The 19,905-nt window shown below is 51.6% G+C and carries 16 protein-coding genes and 1 rRNA gene; 5 read left to right on the top strand and 12 right to left on the bottom strand.

The genetic code is table 11. From position 1 onward, the window contains the following. The first annotated feature begins 26 nt into the window (after positions 1–26). Positions 27–1,067, top strand: a complete 1,041-nt coding sequence (locus tag B036_RS0126755) for a zinc-dependent alcohol dehydrogenase family protein (RefSeq protein WP_020571798.1) — start codon at positions 27–29, stop codon at positions 1,065–1,067. A 212-nt stretch (positions 1,068–1,279) separates the two neighbouring features. Here the strand turns inward: B036_RS0126755 and B036_RS0126750 are convergent, their stop codons facing one another. From B036_RS0126750 to serC, 7 genes are all read right to left on the bottom strand, one after another. Next, positions 1,280–2,356: a serine hydrolase domain-containing protein gene (locus B036_RS0126750; protein WP_157472494.1), complete on the bottom strand. Its 1,077-nt coding sequence runs from the start codon at positions 2,354–2,356 to the stop codon at positions 1,280–1,282. Positions 2,357–2,586: 230 nt separating this feature from the next. Further along, on the bottom strand, positions 2,587–3,366 hold the full coding sequence (locus B036_RS0126745) for a LytTR family DNA-binding domain-containing protein (protein ID WP_020571796.1): 780 nt from the start codon (positions 3,364–3,366) through the stop codon (positions 2,587–2,589). Between the two features lie 144 nt (positions 3,367–3,510). Continuing rightward, positions 3,511–4,644, bottom strand: a complete 1,134-nt coding sequence (gene dinB / locus B036_RS0126740; RefSeq protein ID WP_020571795.1) for a DNA polymerase IV — start codon at positions 4,642–4,644, stop codon at positions 3,511–3,513. A gap of 129 nt (positions 4,645–4,773) precedes the next feature. After that, positions 4,774–5,250 carry a hypothetical protein gene (locus tag B036_RS0126735; protein WP_020571794.1) on the bottom strand — a complete coding sequence of 159 codons (477 nt, stop codon included), beginning with the start codon at positions 5,248–5,250 and terminating at the stop codon, positions 4,774–4,776. A 156-nt stretch (positions 5,251–5,406) separates the two neighbouring features. Continuing rightward, positions 5,407–6,048 carry an HAD family hydrolase gene (locus tag B036_RS0126730; RefSeq protein WP_020571793.1) on the bottom strand — a complete coding sequence of 214 codons (642 nt, stop codon included), beginning with the start codon at positions 6,046–6,048 and terminating at the stop codon, positions 5,407–5,409. Positions 6,049–6,426: 378 nt separating this feature from the next. Continuing rightward, entirely contained in the window at positions 6,427–6,639 is a 213-nt protein-coding gene (locus B036_RS0126725; RefSeq protein WP_020571792.1) for a hypothetical protein, read from the bottom strand. 501 nt (positions 6,640–7,140) lie between these two features. Beyond that, positions 7,141–8,199 (bottom strand): 3-phosphoserine/phosphohydroxythreonine transaminase, encoded by a 1,059-nt coding sequence (gene serC, locus B036_RS0126720; protein WP_020571791.1) that lies wholly within the window; start codon positions 8,197–8,199, stop codon positions 7,141–7,143. A gap of 107 nt (positions 8,200–8,306) precedes the next feature. On the opposite strand from serC, the gene B036_RS0126715 reads away from it, so the two are divergent. The 4 genes from B036_RS0126715 (at position 8,307) to B036_RS0126700 (ending at position 16,122) form a co-directional block, all read left to right on the top strand. Continuing rightward, positions 8,307–9,758 (top strand): tetratricopeptide repeat protein, encoded by a 1,452-nt coding sequence (locus tag B036_RS0126715; protein WP_020571790.1) that lies wholly within the window; start codon positions 8,307–8,309, stop codon positions 9,756–9,758. Positions 9,759–10,052: 294 nt separating this feature from the next. Continuing rightward, a complete protein-coding gene (locus tag B036_RS0126710; RefSeq protein WP_020571789.1) occupies positions 10,053–12,395 on the top strand; it encodes a PSD1 and planctomycete cytochrome C domain-containing protein in 2,343 nt (780 codons plus the stop codon). A 1-nt stretch (position 12,396) separates the two neighbouring features. Continuing rightward, positions 12,397–13,878 carry a DUF1501 domain-containing protein gene (locus B036_RS0126705; RefSeq protein ID WP_026232379.1) on the top strand — a complete coding sequence of 494 codons (1,482 nt, stop codon included), beginning with the start codon at positions 12,397–12,399 and terminating at the stop codon, positions 13,876–13,878. A gap of 213 nt (positions 13,879–14,091) precedes the next feature. Further along, the gene (locus tag B036_RS0126700; RefSeq protein ID WP_026232378.1) at positions 14,092–16,122 is read left to right on the top strand and encodes a chitobiase/beta-hexosaminidase C-terminal domain-containing protein; all 2,031 of its coding nucleotides are present in this window, start codon (positions 14,092–14,094) and stop codon (positions 16,120–16,122) included. Positions 16,123–16,138: 16 nt separating this feature from the next. On the opposite strand, the gene B036_RS33350 is transcribed toward B036_RS0126700, so the two are convergent. The 5 genes from B036_RS33350 to rrf form a co-directional block, all read right to left on the bottom strand. Further along, complete coding sequence (locus B036_RS33350) at positions 16,139–16,639, bottom strand: hypothetical protein (RefSeq protein WP_020571786.1); 501 nt, start codon at positions 16,637–16,639, stop codon at positions 16,139–16,141. 1 nt (position 16,640) lies between these two features. Then, on the bottom strand, positions 16,641–16,970 hold the full coding sequence (locus B036_RS0126690) for a cupin domain-containing protein (protein WP_020571785.1): 330 nt from the start codon (positions 16,968–16,970) through the stop codon (positions 16,641–16,643). Next, positions 16,970–17,746 carry an SDR family oxidoreductase gene (locus B036_RS0126685; protein ID WP_020571784.1) on the bottom strand — a complete coding sequence of 259 codons (777 nt, stop codon included), beginning with the start codon at positions 17,744–17,746 and terminating at the stop codon, positions 16,970–16,972. Before B036_RS0126685 ends, B036_RS0126690 begins: the two co-directional genes overlap by 1 nt. Before the next feature lie 73 nt (positions 17,747–17,819). Further along, entirely contained in the window at positions 17,820–19,343 is a 1,524-nt protein-coding gene (locus B036_RS31320; protein WP_020571783.1) for a S8 family peptidase, read from the bottom strand. Between the two features lie 260 nt (positions 19,344–19,603). Continuing rightward, positions 19,604–19,716: ribosomal RNA gene (gene rrf, locus B036_RS0126675) — 5S ribosomal RNA — on the bottom strand. Positions 19,717–19,905: the final 189 nt, after the last annotated feature.

Here is a 19,905-nt window from a genome sequence, read left to right as displayed (position 1 = left end):
CCGTCATCACCTACCAATATCAAACTATGAAAGCAGCACTTTACCGTAATTTTCAAGGGGCCATCACCATCGAAATTCTCCCCGATCCAAGCCCAAAGGATAAGGGCGTGGTCATTGCAGTAGAAGCCACCGGTCTTTGCCGTAGCGACTGGCACGGCTGGGTAGGACACGACACCGACATTACTCTCCCCCACGTACCGGGGCACGAGCTGGCCGGTACGATAGCCGCAGTTGGTAAGCAAGTACGAAACTTCAAAGTAGGCGACCGCGTCACGGTACCTTTCGTCTGTGGTTGTGGTACTTGCGGAGAATGTAATTCCGGTAATCATCAGGTTTGTGACCATCAATCTCAGCCGGGTTTTACCCATTGGGGCTCCTTTGCTGAGTACGTGGCCATCGACTTTGCGGATACCAACCTCGTAAAGATCCCTCCGGAGATCAGCTCCGTTGCTGCGGCAACGCTTGGGTGTCGATTCATCACTTCTTACCGTGCCATCGTTCAGCAGGGTCGGGTTACTGGCGGGCAGTACGTAGTGGTACATGGCTGCGGTGGTGTGGGGCTTTCGGCGATCATGATCGCCAGTGCCCTGGGGGCACAGGTGATTGGAGTAGACATTAGTGAAGAGACACTTCGTTTTGCCCAAAGCCTCGGCGCCTTTGCCACCGTAAACGGAGCAAATAGCGCCGACGTGGTGGAAGAGATCAAGGACCTGACAAAAGGCGGTGCACACGTTTCCCTGGATGCCCTGGGTAGCCAGGAGACGTGCTTCAACTCCATTGCCAACCTCAGAAAACGCGGCCGCCATATCCAGATCGGCCTCATGACCGGCGACCACCAGCACCCGAACATACCGATGGACAAAGTGCTGGCACACGAACTGGAGATCTTCGGCAGCCATGGTATGCAGGCCCACAAGTATCCTGAAATGCTGGAGATGATCAGTAACGGAAAGCTGCATCCGGAAAAACTCATTGAACGAACCATCAGCCTTGCCGAAGCAGCGGTAGCCCTACCGAAGATGAATGCATTTGAGCACCGGGGGGTGTTGGTGGTTGATTCGTTTTAGGCGGTTCAGATGACCCCGTAGGGGTCGACCCTGAATATCCCCGGATGTAGGCTAGCGGTAGCGGCCGCAATCCGGGGTGAGCCCCATACACGTTAAGGCTCCGGAGGTGAGGCCACGCTAGCGGCGCGCAGCGCCGCAACGGGCACCGCCCAACAACTCCCCCTGCACCTGCGCCCCCGCCCCACTACACAGTAAACAGCTAAACCAAACTCCTACTCTCCACCCTTAGCTCTTTGTTGCGCTACAACGACCGAAAACAGATGGTTCAATATATCCCCGACTTCTCTTTTGGCGCCGGATGTATTAGAGACGATCGCCACAACAGAATTCGTCTCAGGTATCAGGAATAAGAATGAAGAACACCCCAGCTGCTCACCGTTGTGCCCAAAGAGCGCTCCCACAATCTCGTTCTCGCCGTAGAGGTACCAGCCCATACCGTAGCCATTATCTTCCTTTTTCAGGCCACTGTCTGCGGTCATTGCCGCCAGGCTCTCGGGCGTGACCAAGGTGCCATCAAGGACGGCGGCACCGAACCGCAACAAATCATCTACCGTCGACTGGATACCGCCTCCCGGCACCCGGTCACTCAGATCGGTCGCCTTAGCAGGTTTGATCTTTCCTGGTTTTAGCTGGTGGTACAGGGCAGCCTTTCCCGGATAGTCGACACCTGCCTTTTCCAAGCCAGTCCGGGTCATCCCTGCCGGTGTCCAAACGTTTTCCTGCAGATACGCTTCGTAAGTCTTTCCGGAAACCACTTCGATCAGTACGCCCAGGACTACGTAACCGTAGGTGGTGTAAGAATAGTCGGTGCCTGGCGTAAAAGCCAGTTTACTGTCCATGAAAACCTTCATGGCGTCGGTCAGCGTCGGGTAATTCACGTAATTCTGTCTTTCCTTATTCTTCTCGTATCCACGAATACCCGAAGCATGTTGCATTAAGTGTCGCACGGTTACCTCCGCCTTATCTCCAGCAGCGAAGGCCGGTAGATAATTACCTACCGGGGCATCAAGATCAAGCTTACCCTGCTCCGCCAATTGCATGACCGCAACGGCCGTCATCGGTTTTGCGATGGAGGCTGTGCGGTTGATGGTTTCCCCAAAGAAGGCAGTTTCAGCCTCTCGATCAGCAAAGCCCGCATTACCTTGCCAACTGATTTCTCCATCCGCCATGATACCGGCGGCGATGCCAGCGCAATAACCGTTGTTAACGGCATCGTCAAGGAAGTTTTGTTGGGCGTTTAGTAGGTTCGCAAAGGCGATAAAAAGGAGGACAATAAGGGTACGCTGCATCGTTCGGTATTTTTGATTACCCAACAAAACTAAGGGCAGGTAGCCCTCTGTACCCGCTATTTCATTGGCTTTGGGATGAAAATGGGGTTTTGAGGGATGGGGAAAGCTTTCCTTGTTAACCAAAAGGAGGGAGTGCCCTTATTGCGCTAACGAAAACGAGGGGCTGCGCTCGGACCTATGGTCCTTCACTGACCCCTCGCTACGAGAGACGGCCCTCCGGCCCTCCGGCATCACTCCTTCGCCAAAGCCGTCATCAACTGCTTCCGATATTGCTTTGAGACCGGAACTTCCACGGTATAAAACACGGCTTCGGTAGCACCTTCCCACCGCACAAAATGTGCGGGATTGACCAGAGCAGACCGATGTACGCGAAGTAGGTCAGGCACCTCCCGGTCCAGTTTAGTGAGCGTCGTACGAAGTAACTGCTTTTTCAATTCACCATCGAGCAAGTAGTAAACCTCCGCGTAGTTTTGGGCGCTGAGCACACAAACCAGCTGCTCCGGCAAAAGCCGGAGCACATCATGTCGATTGTCCCCACGCAAGGCGAGTAATTTCGGAAAGGCCTCTGGTACGGCCGCCAACTCCTTCCTGCTGATGAACCACCGGCCAAACAGTAGGATAAAGCTAAGGATCAATACCGTTGGGATAAAAACGGAAGCAGTAAATGTTCCAAAGTCCATGGTGCCGTTCATTACCGGTGATTTGTAATAGGCGTAGGTCAGCAACAAACAAATCAGGTAAGCTCCCAAAACGATGATTGTCTCGGTTAGCAGGTTCCAGTAGCCCAGTTGGCGGTGCAGGAAATTCTGTAACCAAACCATCGGCATATAGGCCAGGAGAAAGATCATACCGTAGGGCGGCATCAACCTTGCACGGATAGCTAACGAGAGCTCTGCCCCGTCAAATGGCCCGATCAAAACCAGAAAAGCGACCAACCACACCGCAATCACCAGCCCCAAACGGAAGTGCGCCCAGAAACTGAGGTTGATGGTTAGAGCAGGAATTTTCATGTAGAGCAAAGATGACTAACCTGAGCGATATAACACACTGGGGAAGATTCCTCGTCGGCCAAGGCGCGACGTAGGATCTGACTTATCCGCCGATAGATCAGAAAGTATCACAAAGATTCCCCTCGCGGACGAGCGAATTCTCCTCTACCCTCGCCCGATACTTCCTCGACCAAACCGCTTGCGTACCCGATCCAAGGCCCCCAACAAGGCACTGTCTTCCTCCGTATCCGTAAACAGGTCCAGCTGGGTGTGGCCCGCCGCCAGGCGATCAAAACGGACACCCACCAGACGGATGCACTGCCGGCGGGAGAACAGGTCAGTAAACAACCTGTCCACCACGGGCAGTAGTTGCTGGTCATGGGCAGTGTACCTGATGCGCCGGCTTTTGGTGTACGTATTAAAATCGGTGTAGCGAATCTTCACCGTTACGCCTGCCGTAAGCTTTCCCGCCTGGCGGAGGTCATAGCCAAGGCGCATCGTCAGGTCCCGGAGGCAACGACGGAGGGCTTCCACATCAATGGTGTCCGTTTGAAAGGTATGCTCGGCGGAGAACGATTTGCGATCAGTAAAGGGTATTACCGGTCGGTGATCGATGCCGTTGGCCCGCCGGTGCAGCTCCCGGCCGGGTTTACCGAACTCCCGCTCCAGCAGATTGACGGGCACCTGGCTCAACGTCCCCGTCTTACGGATACCGAGGAGGCTAAGTTTACGGGCCGTTTCCCGGCCAACCGAAGGAATTTTACGGACCGGCAACGGAGAAAGAAAGGCCCGCTCCGCTCCCTCAGCCACCCAGCCCGAGCCGTTTGGCTTCGCCTCTCCGGCACGGACTTTCGACACCAGTTTGTTGATTGCCAGCCCGGCCGACAGCGGCAGGCCCGTCTCCCGGCTAATCCGCGCCCTTAAATCCTTGCTCCACTGGACGCAACCGATATATTGGTCCATGCCCGAGATATCAACGTAAAACTCATCGATCGAAGCCTTCTCAAACAGCGGCCCTTCCTCGGCAATGATTTCCGTAACGATGGCGGAGTGCCTCTCATAGTCCTCGTAGTCCCCCCGGATCACCTTCGCCGCCGGGCACCGGCGGAGCGCCACCGCCATTGGCATCCCCGCATGAATCCCGAAATGACGGGCCTCATAACTGCAGGAACTGACCACTCCCCTGCCGCCCGTCCCACCCACAATTACCGGCAAACCAATCAATTGGCTGTTTTTCATGATTTCCACAGACGCGAAGAAGGCGTCCATATCCAAATGGAGGATGGCTTTTTGGAACATGTGTTTTGCGGAGTTGTTAATGCAATTAGTTGCAAATAACGGCTACGCATGCACGAAAAACAAACAAAAAGTGTTAATTTAAAAAGGAAACGGTCGATTAGGAGAAGGAAACGGTCGTAAGACTGAATGCTACCAGTACTCAAATATTCTAGCAATCTTATTGCTTCTAAACTCAAACAGCGTCATCTCAGGTTGTCCCTCTTCTAACAGGCCATTTTTTGTTTTCTCCACAAATTTCTTTTCAACGGCAATAGCGTTTAAACCAACAATCATATTGATTATTTTAACATCTACCACCTTGCCGTCGTATCCTCCATTTTCCTGGTTCCTTACGTACCCGCTGTATAATGTTTCTCTTGTATAGGTACCACCATATTTAGGATGGACATAGGTAAAATCATCCGTGAAAAGATTGAACACATTGTCAATATCATCCACCGTTGAATTCCTCGCAAAAATCTTCTTATTCAAATCATAATAGCGCTTAACCAGGCAAGTGATAGAATCTCTGTTCAATTCCTCAAATTCTTGTGCCTGTAATGAGCTAAATGATAGTGTCAAAAAAGCTATGACTACCGCAAGTACGGAGATTCTAATTTTCTTCATTTCGCTGGTTCGTTTATAAATTTGGTAATATTTAAAATGTATTGGTGACCAATAGGCGCTTGATTGAGGACACCCTCTCCTAAATGCCCCTATGATTACTCCAACGCCCCACCCTTACCCTTAGTGTAGACCTTAGTGCCCTTAATGCCTTAGTGGTTACTTTAGCAACAACGCCAGTGCCCGCCCCAGCGCCTCCGCATTATCAGCCACCACTTCATCTGCCCCCGTCACCCCGTCGTTCAGTCCGATCAGGTAACAACCTGCGGCTTTAGCTGCAATCCCTCCAGGCGCACTGTCTTCGATGGCGATGCACTGGTCCGCCGGCAGGCCCAGTTGCCGGGCTGCGAGGAGGTAAATGTCGGGCGCGGGTTTGAGGTGGTCTACGTCAGTAGCGGTTACAATGGTTTTGGTGAATCGGTCGAGCCCAAGGGCGGGCACGACTACGTCGGCATCCTTACGGCCGCTGTTCGTCGCAATTGCTAAGGGAAACTGCTGGCTGATGGTAGCCAGTTGTTCCGGTACGCCTGAGAATCCTTTGCCGGCAGTACGGACCAGCGCATGAAACCGTATTTGTTTGGCTTCGATCAACGTATCCACAGAAACGGACAGTTGATGCCTATCGATCAACCAGGCAGCGACGGTACGGTCGCTGGTACCGATCCACTGCTCGAACCAGTGAACGTCGTAATTTAGCTGGTGTGTTTCCGCCAACATCTCCAGCCAGGCGGCACAATGCTGGGGTTCGGTATCCGCGAGGGTGCCATCGAGGTCACAAAGAAGGCCGAGAAAATTCGTCATAGTAGTTTTTAAGGGCAAATGCATCAAATCCGGCAATGGCTGTATGCTGCTGCGATGATACAAAATCATTCGTAGTTCATCGTTCATAGAGAGTACGACCGAAAAACAATGGACTACCAGCTATTCCCCATATGGAACCTGAGTGCCCTCTCTAAAGACTAAGCTAATATAGTATTAACAGAAGCGACATCCGCCCTGCCGGGAAGCCATGTAAAGATGTGTGCAGTCCGTAGCCGCGAGGGTCGCCCCTAAAAAAACCACATGAGGAACCGCTGATGGACTACAACAGCCGGCATAAAAAAATAAGGGCTTGTCAGGAAATCTGATTCCTGACAAGCCCTATATGCTTGATGGTGAAAAGCTTTTGTTTAAGTCAGCTTACCGAACGAGCATGCGACGGAACACATCCGCACTTTTAGTCAATACGGCTCCGCCGGCTTTAACCTGCTCGCCCATTAGCTGAAATTGCTCCGTTGCCTGGTCAGCGCGTGCCTGCTGGCTACGACCTACCAAAAACCCGAAACTCAAGCCACTTAGCGTGAGTAGGAATACGAAGATTAAGGAAGACCATTTTGCTTTACGGAAAGACATTTTATGTTGGGTTTTCAATTTGTTAACAAGTTAAGGTTTACGCAGGTATTTAAGAAACCTTTAATACCCCAATCGGGTGATTGTAGACTAACGTCTTTATTTCATCGACGAAGACGGTGGTGTCAGGTTCTATATTATAGACGAGGCAACTGGGCAAAAGGTTGCACGTTACCTTTTTTTGCACCTGCGATCCCGCCTTATTAGTCAAATAGTCGGTAGTCAAGTAGTTCATGTTCGGCAGTCTTGACGGCGGGGACGCAGGTACAAGGATGGGCTAAAAGGAGCAAGCAAAGAAGGGCAGGCCGGCCCCACAGTATTTATGTCGGAACTGCTACACTGTAATTCGGTTTCCACAGAGAGCTGCACAGAACGGTCAATAAGGGAGCACAGAGAACTACCGTGAGAGAGAAAAAGGCTCTTTCCTATTGCGACCTGCGCACCTGCCCCCCCTGCAACAACTGCAACATGAGCGAAGCGAACCTGCAACATTCGCGAAGCGAATTAAAACGCCTTCATAACATCCACCAATACCTGCACACTTTCCTTCGGCATAGAATTGTAGATACTGGCCCGGAAACCGCCCACTGAGCGGTGACCTTTGATGCCGACGCAGCCTGCGGCTTCGGCAGCCTCCAGGAAAGGCTTCGTGTCTGCCTCATCGGTCGGCACGAAACAAACGTTCATCAGGCTGCGGCTGGCCGGATCTTCAACGGTGGTACGGAACTTAGGGTTACGGTCGATCTCGTCGTAGAGCAGCTTCGCCTTGTCTTCGTTTTTCTTTTGCATGGCGGCAACCCCACCGTGCTCCTTAACCCAACGCAGGGTCAGCATGCTGACGTAAATGGGATAAACTGGCGGCGTATTAAAGCTGGACTGGCCTTTGATGTGCACGCGATAATCCAGCATAGAAGGAAGTGCGCGCTTCACATGGCCGAGCAGATCTTTGCGGACGATCACCAGGGCAACACCGGCCGGGCCCATATTCTTCTGCGCACCAGCGTAAATGACGCCAAAGCGTTCCAGGGGCAGCGGGCGGCTGAAGATATCAGAAGACATGTCAGCAACCAGCGGAGCATCTGTTTCCGGAAATTCCTGGAACTGTGTACCGAAAATGGTATTGTTACTCGTTAAGTGAACGTAGCGCAGGCCAGCGGGAATATCGTACCCAGAAGGTATGTAGTTGTAGTTGGCCTCTTTGCTACTAGCCAGAACGTTGACGTGGCCGAAGTTCTTGGCTTCCTTGATGGCCTTGGCCGACCAAGCTCCGGTATCGATGTAACCAGCCGTTTCGTCTTCGTTAAGCAGGTTCATGGCGGTGAGGTAAAACTCGCTGCTGGCACCACCGGGAAGGAAGAGGACGCCGTAGTCATCAGAAACTTCCAGTAACTCACGGACGAGGGCTTCTGCTTCGTCCAGTACTGCGACGAATTCAGGAGACCGGTGGCTGATTTCCAGGATGGACAAGCCCATACCGGCGAAGTCAGTAACTGCCGCAGCAGCTTCTTTCAAAACGGAAGCGGGGAGGATCGCCGGACCGGCGAAAAAGTTATGTTTTTTCATTTTGGGGCTATTGAGTCGCAAAAATAATACGATTTTGCTCCACTGGTACGCCTACATCAAAAGGCTTTAGCATCTTTATACTACCGATAACCAACTTTACGACTGATATGAACCTACGCATCTCCCCTTTCCACCTACTTGGATACCTGATTCTCCTCTGTTTTTTCGCCTGTACGCCCAAGGCTGCCGGGCCGGCGACTACGGCAACTCCCCCGCCAACGACTACGACACCCAAACCGACCGCTGACGACAACCTGAGCCCTTGTAAAAAATTCTCCGACGCCCCTAATCCGGACGATGTGACCGACAGCTACGTAATCTACCGCCAGCGGCTGAAGGGTAAGGACATGAAGGGGGCCATGAAATACTGGCGAAAAGTTTATGCCGTCAGCCCGGCCGCCGATGGTAAGCGACCGACCGTCTATTCCGACGGGGTCGTATTCTACACGCAGTTAGCTAAGGATTTCCCGGAAAGAAAGGAAGCTTATGGCGATACCATCTTAATGCTCTATCAGGAAGCTCGCCGGTGTTACCCCGGCAACGGCTACATGGCTGCCATCCAGGGTTTTGACAGTTACTACACCTACCCCGGCTCCGCTACCGACGACGAGATCTACGCCCTTTTCAAGGAAAGTATCGAGATCGACGGTGCCGAAAAACTCAATTATTTCATCATTAATCCGATGTCCAAACTGGTGGTAGAGCAACACCGGGACGGGAAGATCGACGTTGAGGAAGCCAAAATGGTCGTTGACGCGCTGAAGGCCCGTCTCGCCAAAGGGTTGGCGGAGTGCAAAGCCTCCGAATGTACCGCCTGGAACACCATCAATGCCTACGCCCCCGAAACCCTCCGGTACTTTGAAACGGTGGAGGACTTTTACGACTGCCAGTACTATATTGACCAGTACTACGGTGATTATAAAGAGAACCCGACGGACTGCGATGCCATCCGCACCGCCTACAGCCGACTGCGCTACGGCAAGTGTGCTGAAGGCACACCGGAGTTTGACGAACTCAAGGCCGCCTACGAAACAAATTGTCGGGTAGTCGTCAACAGCGGTCCTTCTACCCTCAAAGAGGCCTTCAACTGCCTCGAAAGCAGCGACTACAACTGTGCCATAGAAAAATTCGAAGCCGCCGCCAACGAAACGGATGATGCGGAGAAAAAGGGACGCTACTACCTCTACGCCGCCAAGGTCTACTACAGTCACAAGCGTAATTTCGGTCAGGCCCGCAGCTACGCCCGCAAGGCTGCCGATGCAGATCCTAACACCGGTGAGCCTTATATGCTTATTGGCACGCTCTACGCGAGCTCGGGTCCGCTTTGCGGACCAGGCACCGGCTTTGATTCACAGATCGTCACCTGGCCAGCCATTGATAAGTGGCAGCAGGCCAAGCGGATTCAGCCGGATTTGACCGGCAAGGCAAATACTCTGATTAACCGGTACACGCAGTACATGCCCTCTAAGTCCGACATCTTCCAGCGGGGAATCAAGGAAGGCGATTCGTTTAAGGTGGAGTGTTGGATTCAGGAGACTACACGGGTTAGGACGCCGTAGGTTGGTGTTATTGGTCTGTTAGTGCGGGCCAATAGGACCAGCAGACTAATAATACCAATAAACCAAATCAGGCGCGGACGCAGGTGCAGGAAAAGGGTTTGGAAAGCAATGAAGCATCCGATAATTCACCACTTCCCCTCTTTGCTCCTTCGTCCTTCCCGCGCACCTGCGGCCCCGCCCAAAAATCTATCCCCAAAAAGACCAACCGTTAATTAACACCATAACCAAAGCAAAAGGCTGCCGTATATTAGCCGTACTGATTTATATTGATGAGATATTTACGGAAGCCCATCCATGACCAAAAAAATACTAGTTCTCTGCTCCTGTGTTGCCACCATTTGGTTAGCCGGTTTACTAACAAGCTGTAACACCGAAGAAAATACCGTTGTAGACTTTTCAAATCAAAGCACCGGTACGAATAAGTCGCTACCGGATCAGATTTCCTTCAACTACCACGTAAAGCCCATACTTTCCGACCGCTGCTATGCCTGTCACGGTCCGGACAAGACTAAAATTGAAGCAGGGTTATCGCTCAGTAATGCCGCTGCCGCTTTAGTAGCACTGGGAGACAAGCTGGATCACCATGCTATAGTTCCGGGTAATCCGGAAGCAAGCACACTGGTAGAGCGAATAACTTCAAAGGACGAGGCAACTATGATGCCACCTCCGGAATCGAACCTGACGCTCAATGACTATGAGCGGGCGGTACTGAAAAAATGGATAGAACAGGGCGCTGAGTATGAAGACCATTGGTCTTTTCAGCCCATTAGCAACCCGGAGTTACCGACGGTGGAGCAGGAAGCGTTTGTCAGCAATGGCATCGACAAATTCATATTAGCCAAAATTGAAGCTGCCGGAAAACAACCTTCGGAAAGCGCCCAAAAAGAGCTCTTGATTCGGAGGCTTTCTTTTGATGTACGGGGCTTGCCACCAACACCCGAGGAGATTGATGCATTCATCAACGACACCGATAAGGACGCTTACGAAAAGATAGTTGACCAATATTTGAATAGCCCGGCCTACGCCGAAAACATGACGGCCTTCTGGATGGACGTTGCCCGCTACGCAGATACCCACGGCTATCAGGATGATCTGGAACGGGTGATGTGGCCCTGGCGCGATTGGGTGCTTCACGCTTTTAAAAACAATATGCCTTACGACCAATTCGTCATTTGGCAGTTGGCCGGAGACTTATTGCCGGATGCCAGTCTGGAGCAGGTAATTGCGACGGGCTTTAACCGCAACCACAAAATAACCCAGGAGGGTGGCGTAATTCCCGAAGAATACCGGGTAGAATATGTGTCGGATCGGACCATGACCTTCGGCAAAGCTTTTTTAGGCCTGTCCGTAGAATGTGCCAAATGCCATGACCATAAATATGATCCCATTTCGCAAGAGGACTACTACAGCCTGTATTCCTTTTTTAATAATGTTCCTGAAAAAGGATTGATAGGGTACAGTGAAACCCCTAGCCCGTTCATCACACTGACAACTGAAAATATTGAAGCAAAAGCCACCTTTATTCAGAACCTGGATACCGTAGAGCAGATTGAGCTGATGGTGATGGAGGAGATGAAAACCCCGAGGCAAACTTTCGTACTGGGGAGAGGAGCTTACGATAATCCCAAACAAGAAGTATTCCCTTCCACACCAGTGGCCGTACTCAGCTTTGATGGTTACGAGAAAAACCGTAAGGGGTTGGCTGAATGGTTGTTTAATAAGGACAACCCCATGACCTCCAGGGTCATGGTCAACCGGCTCTGGATGATGTGCTTTAACAGGGGCCTGGTGCGCACACCCGATGACTTTGGTGCCCAAGGTGCCCTACCCTCTCACCCTGAGTTGTTGGACCACCTGGCTTATAAGTTTATGGAGAATGGCTGGGATATGAAAAGTATCCTGAAGTACATCCTGTTATCCTCCACCTATCAACAAAGTTCGATCTCCACTAAAGCGCAGATTGAAAGCGACCCGGAAAATAATCTGTACGCACGCGGGACCAGAAGCAGGCTATCAGCCGAAAAGATCCGGGACCATATTCTTGCGTCCAGCGGATTACTGGTGCCGACGATTGGCGGCCCCAGTGTAAAGCCATATCAGCCAGCAGGGCTGTGGCAAGAAGTCGTTGGCGGTGGTGGTGGAAGCTCCTTTGGGTATGAAATAGACAAAGGCGAAAAACAATACCGCAGAAGCCTCTACACTTTTTGGAAAAGAACGGTGCCCCCGCCGGACATGATGACTTTTGACGCAGTTACCCGTGACTTCTGCATGGTAAGCCGGGAGACGACTTCGACCCCGTTGCAGGCTTTGGTGATGATGAATAGCCCACAGGTAATCGAAGGTGCCCGCAACTTGGCCTACCGGGCCATTGAGGCTCAGGATGGTCTGGAAAACAGGATCAACTTCATGTATAAAGCGGCGACCAGCAGGCAGCCGGGGGCGGAGCAAATTGCAGCGTTGGCGGCTTACTTTGAAGAAGAGAAGCAGGAATTTGAATTACTCCCGGAAAACGCCAACACCTTTTTAGCGATCGGCGACTCAGCACAAAAGGACCTCTTGCCAGCTCCGGAACTAGCCGCTTATGCGATGCTGGCTACCGCTATTTATAATTTAGATGAATCAATAAGCAGATCATAGGATGCATAAGGAGATAAAAGACCGGCAGTACAATATGAACCGGAGGGCATTCCTCTCCAAATCAGCCCTCGGAATTGGAGGGGCAGCACTAACGAGTCTACTTGGATGTGGCCTTGGAGGAGGTGGTATGCCTGAGGAGCAAATTGCCAATAGTCTGAACGGTATTCTTTCGGAAGGGAAATTACACTTCGCGCCCAAAGCAAAGCGTGTCATCTATTTATTCCAGAGTGGAGGACCTTCACAATTTGAGCTATTTGATCACAAGCCTTTGCTCAATAAGCTGCGTGGAGAGGACTTACCTGAAAGCATACGAAGAGGACAGCGCCTTACGGGGATGACTTCCGGCCAGGATGCCTTCCCATTAGTAGGTTCTCAATTTGCCTTTAAAAAGCACGGGCAGAGTGGTTCCGAATTGAGCGAACTATTGCCCTATACCTCAAAAGTAGCAGACGATATTTGCATCATTAAATCCATGCACACCGATGCGATAAACCACGATCCGGCCATTACCTTTTTCCAAACCGGGTCGCAGCAACCAGGTCGGCCCTGCATTGGATCCTGGCTTAGTTACGGATTAGGCAGTATGAATGAGAACCTGCCCACTTTTACGGTATTGCTTTCCAGAGGAACCGGGCGAAAATTTGGCCAACCGTTGTACAGCAGGTTGTGGGGTAATGGCTTTTTGCACTCCCTGCATCAGGGGGTTCAGTTTCGTTCGGCCAAAGACCCCGTTCTGTTTTTGCAGGACCCGAAGGGCATGAACCGTCAGTCGCGCAGGAAGATGATTGACTTGGTCGCCGACCTGAATCAAAAGCACATGGAGGAGTTTGGCGACCCCGAAATCTCCAGCCGTATTTCACAATACGAGATGGCGTACAGGATGCAGTCGTCCGTCCCGGAAATAATGGATACCTCCGGAGAACCAGATCATATTTACCGGATGTACGGAGCAGAATCGATGCAGCCCGGCACTTTTTCGGCCAACGCACTACTCGCCAGAAGACTTGCCGAAAAAGGGGTTCGTTTCATCCAGCTTTATCACATGGGGTGGGACCAGCACGACAACTTGCCTGGCGCCATCGCTAATCAGGCGAAAGACGTTGATCAGGCATCAGCGGCCTTGATCATGGACCTGAAGCAACGAGGTATGCTGGAGGAGACGCTGGTTGTTTGGGGCGGTGAATTTGGCCGTACCAATTACTCCCAAGGCCTTTTGACGGATACCAATTATGGTCGTGACCACCACCCGCGCTGCTTTTCCATCTGGATGGCCGGCGGAGGCGTGAAGCCGGGGATTACCTACGGAAAAACTGACGAGTTCGGGTACAACATCGTAGAAAACCCCGTCCATGTTCATGACTTTCAGGCAACGCTGCTGCACCAACTGGGTATTAACCATGAGAAATTTACCTACAAATACCAGGGCCGGCGTTTCCGGCTGACGGACGTTAGCGGAGATGTAATCCATGATATTTTATCATAAGCTATGGTAGACCTGGTTCCTGGAGATAATACGGGCGTGCAGGGCGTGGAGTACGGGTGTGCAGGGCGTGCAGTACGGAGTACGGGCGACCGCAAGGGTTCGCCCTTACTGGCGGCGATGGGAGAAAGCCACATTCGCTTCGCGAACGCAAAACCACCTCATGAGATAGAGATCTGTATATATAGTTGACCAATAAAACTACAGCAGCGTATAATGATAGAGTTGATAGGCCGTTTCCATCCTTTGCTATTACACCTCCCGATTGGGGTGCTAGTCTATGCTTTTACACATTGGAGCTTCGAATACTTTTTTAGCAAAAGAACGGATAAGACAGATTTCACCTTCGCATTAAGTATTGGTGCACTAAGTGCCATCGCATCCGCTGTTTCGGGATGGATACTAGCCAGTGATGGTGGTTACGACGAAAGCTTGCTGAATTGGCACAAGTATTTGGGCATTGGCTCCGCAGTAGGCGCGGTACTTCTACTCTGGGCCTATCGTACCGGCTCCGATCAAAAGCTATTTGGCGGACTTTTCACTGCGTTTATTCTATTGCTCACCCTTACGGGTCATTATGGCGGATCACTTACTCACGGAGAGGGGTTTCTAACTGTACCCTCTGCGGTAAAAACCGTAGTACTTCCCGAGAACATAGAAGAAGCACACCTTTTTAATGATTTGGTCAAACCCATTGTTGATCGTAAGTGCGTGAGTTGCCATAACCCACAAAAGCTGAAGGGAGAATTACTGTTGCACACCCTGGCAGGCTGGCAGGCAGGCGGCGAAAACGGAGCAATCTTACTCCCTGGTTCGCTTACCGAAAGTCCGCTCATTAACCGGGTATTCTTGCCAAAAGAGGACGAGTTGCACATGCCGCCAAGTGGAAAGCTACAGCTGACCAACGAAGAGCGTAATTTCCTGGCCTGGTGGATTGAAAACATGAGGGACTATGACCACCAGGTAAAAGACCTGAAAACCACTGCCGAGATAGACGACTATCTGGAAGCCTTGCAAGCAGCACAGCATCCCCAACCAGAGAGGCCTGCTGCCCAACAATTGGTGAACCTGGAACAATATGGAATAATCGCTTCCTTACAATCTCTGGACGATTCATGGGTAACGGTGCGTCTGCGAAATGCCGCAAGTTTTAATCCTGAGCACCTGAAAAATTTACGCAAGATTGCTCCGACCATCAAGTCTATTGATGTTTCGAATTCCTCCATAGCGGATAAGGACCTTGAAGTCTTCAGTCGTTTTGAGCATGTAAACACCATAAATCTGAGTAATTGTCATATCAGCAGTGAAGGTATTGCCCGACTGAAAGAATTACCTTCCTTAAGAAGCCTTAACCTTTACGGCACACGGGTTGACAGCACCGTACTACAACTATTAAATAAGCTGGAAGGTCTGAAAAAAGTCTACCTGTGGGAGACACCGCTGGCAAATGCCGGGCTTGAGAAATGGCGAGCTGACTACCCTCAATTTGAGATAATTGGCGGGGTTGACTTTGCTCAATTTGGGGAGTCCCGGTTAGTGCCTCCAGTCATCGTGGCTGAGCAAGATCTCTTTACCGACTCCTTACTGGTTGAGCTCGACACTAAAGCCAGTAAAGCAACGATCAAGTACACCACAGATGGAATCATACCGAACGAAAACTCTCCCGAATATACTGAGCCCTTCTACCTATTTGCCACCACTGAGGTAAAGGCGATCTTGTCAATGCCCGGATGGAAAGACAGCGAGCCCATCTCAAGTACTTTCATCAAGTCACGCTTCTCCATCGACCGCTTACGCGCCAGCGTCGAACCTCACGAAAATTATACCGCTCAGGGCGTTGTTACCTTAAAGGACCTCAGGAAAGGCGGCAGCAGCTTTGGCGACGGTCGCTGGCTAGGCTACCTGGGTGATGATTTAACCCTTACCGCAGACCTCGGGCAAGAGGAAGAGATAAGTGTTGTAACGCTCGGCACGCTTGCAGATCATAACGCCTACATCCACCTTCCCAGGTCCATCAAAATTTCCGTTTCTAAAGATGGCAGACGTTACGTGCCGTTTCAGGATAAGCAGATACCTGTTGCCGATGGCCCTACCGACGTTAGGGTACACAACCACTTGCTTCGATCTGAGCCAACCCTGGCACGCTATATTCGAATCGACATCAAGAGCCAAAACGTAAACCCAGCCTGGCACCCCGCACCGGGTGAACCGTGTTGGCTGTTTGTGGATGAAATACTGGTGGAGTGAGAGATAATCTCAACAGCTAAAACCGACAGGATGCCCCCGCCGCCTCCCCATCCACACGAACAATACGGTCCAACCGCAGCCATTCGCCGGATTCCAGTTGGACGTATTCTTCCGTTTGTTTCGTTTTCAGGTCCTTTAGCCTGGTAGCTGCAGTAATCTCTTTCCCGAAAGGGTCCAGATACACCAGTTTGACTGCCCGTCGGGTCACGATGGCAGCTTCGAAGTTATCGTAGAAATTGCAGTCGATGGGTTGGTAATTGGTCCGGGGTGCCGCCCGCAGGCGCGTCAGGTAATCCGTGTACAGCAGGTCGGGATCAAAAGGTTCGGTGGTAAAGTCGATGGCAGGTCGGCCACTGCGAATCAACAATTCCCTGGCACCTGCGTCCGCGCCCGAAAAAAACAAAGCCGCATCAATACCGGAAAGATGCCCCATTTGATCTTCGGGCCAAAGAATAATTCTCATATCCCTCGCCAAATACAGTGTTTCGGGTATTTCCCCCAGTGCCTGAATGGTCATATCAAATTCGGTAATCTTCCCGTACGGGTGAAAAAACATCAATGATCCGGCAGTCGGTCAGGGCTGTGCCGCTGTGCGGTACGTTGCCCGGGATAACGGCCACTTCTCCGGCCTGCAGCAGGCGTTCTTCCGCTCCGACCACGAACAGGAACTGTCCGGAAAGAATGGTGGAGGTCTGTTCGTGCGGATGGTGGTGCGTCGGTAATACGGTGCCGGCGGCGATGCTGAAATCAGCAACGGTGGTCAGTTTGGTGTGAATCAACCTCCCCTGGATTCCGGGAAAAACTTCCTGGAGGGGAAGGTCTTGTTCTTTGTTTACGAAATAGCTCATTATCCAGTAATGTGTCTGACCAGGCCGCCGTCAACGGTGACCGTCTGCCCAGTGATGTAACGTGCCATCGGAGACATCAGGAATGCCGCCATGCCCGCAAAATCTGCAGGATCACCCAGTTTTTTCACCGCTGTTTCCGCCGTAAAACCAGCTTCGGTTTCCTCCAGGCTAATGCCCTGTATTTCCGAAGATTTCTCCAGTACCGTGGTGATGCGTGGGGTAGCGTGATAGCCCGGCGCGAGGATATTCACGGTCAGGCCATCAGCTCCGATCTCGCGGCTCAGCGTTTTGACGAAGCCCGCTACCGCAGCGCGCATAGCATTACTCAGTACCAGATTATCGATAGGCTGCTTGATGGATACGCTCTCGAGGAATAGTAACCGACCGGCGCCGTTAGCTCTCAGCATTGGCAAAAGCGCATTGGTTAATTGGATTTTCCAGCGTAGGGTACCGTGGTAAGCCTGGTCCCAGTCTTCCATGTCCAGTTCCTCTACCCTACCCGTCCGCGGGCCACCGGCGTTGAGGACACAGCCGTCAATCTTTTTTTCAAGCAGGTATTCACTGAGTATCCTGATGGCGGTACCGTCGGTGAGGTCGGCGGCGTAAGGCGTAAAAGCTTTACCGAATTCGACGGCCATCGCATCAAGTTCATCCCGGCCTCGAGCTACTCCGATCACCTGCGCGCCTTCAGCCAACAGGCGTTCGGCTACGGCACGGCCCAGTCCGCTGGTGGCACCACCAACGCAGAAGGTTCGTTTCTTTAGTTGTAAATCCATAAGCCGACAAGGTACAAAACTCTCTATACCCCGGCGCTACTGGTTTGCTGTCACCGTTTTGACTTTTAGGAACCTACTTCAGGGCAGCCCGCAGGGCAGCCTCCGGCTGCACCACCCGACCGATCGTCTTAGTATCGGCCACATCCATTCCAGTTTGATTAAGGATCTTATAAGCTTCCTTTGCTGACAGGTCTGGATTTACGGAGCGCATGACACCGATTAGTCCGGCAACGAACGGACAAGCCATGCTTGTTCCGCTAAAGATCTTGTAGTTGTTGTCGGGAGTAGTACTGAAGATGCCTACACCGGGAGCGGCGATGCCTTGCTTAACGTTGTTCACGGTGTTGGTGAATACCGCACGCTTCAGGTCCTGGTCTACGGCAGAGACGGTAATCATCCCCGTAGCATTAGCAGGAGCGTAATCTTTAGCATCACGGTTACTGTTGCCAGCGGCCGAAACGACAATGGCGCCCTGGTCGTGCGCGTACTTTACTGCCTGGCTGTAGGCCTTCTGTCGACTGGAATTGCTAGGACCACCCAGAGATAGGGAAATAACATCTGCTCCTTCATCAGCGGCTTCAATGATTCCGGCAATGATGGTCTTTTGTGTCCCCATACCACCGGCACTGAGTACTTTGATACTGGTTACCTCCACAAACGGTTTTTTCCCTGTTCCGGCGAGACTACCAATACCGATGTTGTTGTTGGTTACTCCGGCAGCGATACCGGCACAGTGGGTACCATGGCCCATGGGGTCGTTGTCGTATTTCTTGTCGACAGAGAAGTAATTACCCTGAATGTCCTCATGGTTTCCATCAACGCCCGTATCGAGAATGGCAATCCTGGCCTTCTTCACTGGCGTCTGACTGGCAAGTAAGCGGTAGTAGGCTTCCATTTGCATCACCTCCATGGCCCATTGCTGGTCCGTGTTAGGGTCGTTGATGCTGAGAGATGGGTTGCGTTTCAGGCTTCCGGCTTCGCCGCTGATGAAGGGTTCCACTTCAATGATTTCGTTGGGCTCAAAATATTCTACTGTAGACATCCTGGAGAGCTCCGATGCAGCGTCAGCCACATCAGATACATCCACTACGTAGTAATTGTCAAGTTGGGTACGATCGGCTGCGGCCGGGTAAAAGGCAGGAGAAATAGACCAACCTCGTTGACGAGCCTCGTCCGCGAAGGTGATGCTCTGGTGCGCGTCGTTTACTTCCACCAGAAATTCCCCATTCGGATCATATTTGATGCTAGAGGTAGCGTCGTTCGCTCCGTTAGCAGAAGACGGGTACTGAGGCTTTTCGAATTCCAGAAAATGTGCAAGCGCGAAAATGACCAACGTAAGTGCGATTGCCATCCAGATCGGCATCCGCTTGTTAACGGCCAGACTTTGAACAAAACCGACCATACCAAGCAGCAAGAAGTCGCGAACAATCCTGGGCAGTGCCTCATTCAGGACACCACCGGCGGCGGAAACACTGCTGTAATCCGACCAAGCGATGAAGGCCATACCAGCGTAAGTAGCGATCATCCAGATTCCGGCGTCTTTGAGGTTACGGCGCCAAAACCAAAGAGAAAGTAAGAGGGCAACAATGATCAGCATAGGATGATAATTTGGTCTTAAGGTAAGGTTTCCTCGCTTTTATCTCAACCATCATTCGATGGATGTAGGCGGAGATTAGACGAGGGGACTGTTCTTAAAACGTGATAATCTGCCATTTAGATGTGTTGGGGGCTGGTTTTGGTGGGTTAATCTTGGTTGTCGGGTTGTCAAGTTGACGGTTGTCATGATAACTGGACAACTGGACAACTTGCCCCAAATGGAGAAAGCCCCATCGCAAGGTTGCGATGAGGCTTTCAAAAAATTGGCGGTGACCTACTCTCCCGGGATCAAGTCCAAGTACCATCGGCGCTGGGCAGCTTAACTTCTCTGTTCGGAATGGTAAGAGGTGATCCTGCCCGCAATAACCACCAAAGAGTTTGTAATCGACGCTGGCGGACAACCGTAAAGGATGTCCCTGCTAATGCGTGATTCGTTTCTTTAGTGAACGATCAACAAGTTGGGTAAGAGAGACAGCTAAACCGATAACGTCATTCGTATAGATACAAAGACCTAGTTTGCTGATTAAATAAAGTTTGAATGATCCGTAGATCATTCGTTTTCT

It is taken from the genome of Neolewinella persica DSM 23188 (genome assembly GCF_000373105.1).
Taxonomy (GTDB): Bacteria; Bacteroidota; Bacteroidia; order Chitinophagales; family Saprospiraceae; genus Neolewinella; species Neolewinella persica.
This window is presented reverse-complemented; position numbering and strand designations above follow the sequence as displayed.

Excerpts from the sequence above, each read along its gene's own strand:
- B036_RS0126690 (WP_020571785.1), bottom strand. The coding sequence starts at position 16,970 with ATGAGCTATTTCGTAAACAAAGAACAAGACCTTCCCCTCCAGGAAGTT.
- B036_RS31320 (WP_020571783.1), bottom strand. The coding sequence starts at position 19,343 with ATGCTGATCATTGTTGCCCTCTTACTTTCTCTTTGGTTTTGGCGCCGT.
- B036_RS0126735 (WP_020571794.1), bottom strand. The coding sequence starts at position 5,250 with ATGAAGAAAATTAGAATCTCCGTACTTGCGGTAGTCATAGCTTTTTTG.
- dinB (WP_020571795.1), bottom strand. The coding sequence starts at position 4,644 with ATGTTCCAAAAAGCCATCCTCCATTTGGATATGGACGCCTTCTTCGCG.
- B036_RS0126730 (WP_020571793.1), bottom strand. The coding sequence starts at position 6,048 with ATGACGAATTTTCTCGGCCTTCTTTGTGACCTCGATGGCACCCTCGCG.
- B036_RS0126725 (WP_020571792.1), bottom strand. The coding sequence starts at position 6,639 with ATGTCTTTCCGTAAAGCAAAATGGTCTTCCTTAATCTTCGTATTCCTA.
- B036_RS0126700 (WP_026232378.1), top strand. The coding sequence starts at position 14,092 with ATGATAGAGTTGATAGGCCGTTTCCATCCTTTGCTATTACACCTCCCG.
- B036_RS33350 (WP_020571786.1), bottom strand. The coding sequence starts at position 16,639 with ATGACCATTCAGGCACTGGGGGAAATACCCGAAACACTGTATTTGGCG.
- B036_RS0126710 (WP_020571789.1), top strand. The coding sequence starts at position 10,053 with ATGACCAAAAAAATACTAGTTCTCTGCTCCTGTGTTGCCACCATTTGG.
- B036_RS0126685 (WP_020571784.1), bottom strand. The coding sequence starts at position 17,746 with ATGGATTTACAACTAAAGAAACGAACCTTCTGCGTTGGTGGTGCCACC.
- B036_RS0126745 (WP_020571796.1), bottom strand. The coding sequence starts at position 3,366 with ATGAAAATTCCTGCTCTAACCATCAACCTCAGTTTCTGGGCGCACTTC.
- B036_RS0126750 (WP_157472494.1), bottom strand. The coding sequence starts at position 2,356 with ATGCAGCGTACCCTTATTGTCCTCCTTTTTATCGCCTTTGCGAACCTA.
- serC (WP_020571791.1), bottom strand. The coding sequence starts at position 8,199 with ATGAAAAAACATAACTTTTTCGCCGGTCCGGCGATCCTCCCCGCTTCC.
- B036_RS0126715 (WP_020571790.1), top strand. The coding sequence starts at position 8,307 with ATGAACCTACGCATCTCCCCTTTCCACCTACTTGGATACCTGATTCTC.
- B036_RS0126705 (WP_026232379.1), top strand. The coding sequence starts at position 12,397 with ATGCATAAGGAGATAAAAGACCGGCAGTACAATATGAACCGGAGGGCA.
- B036_RS0126755 (WP_020571798.1), top strand. The coding sequence starts at position 27 with ATGAAAGCAGCACTTTACCGTAATTTTCAAGGGGCCATCACCATCGAA.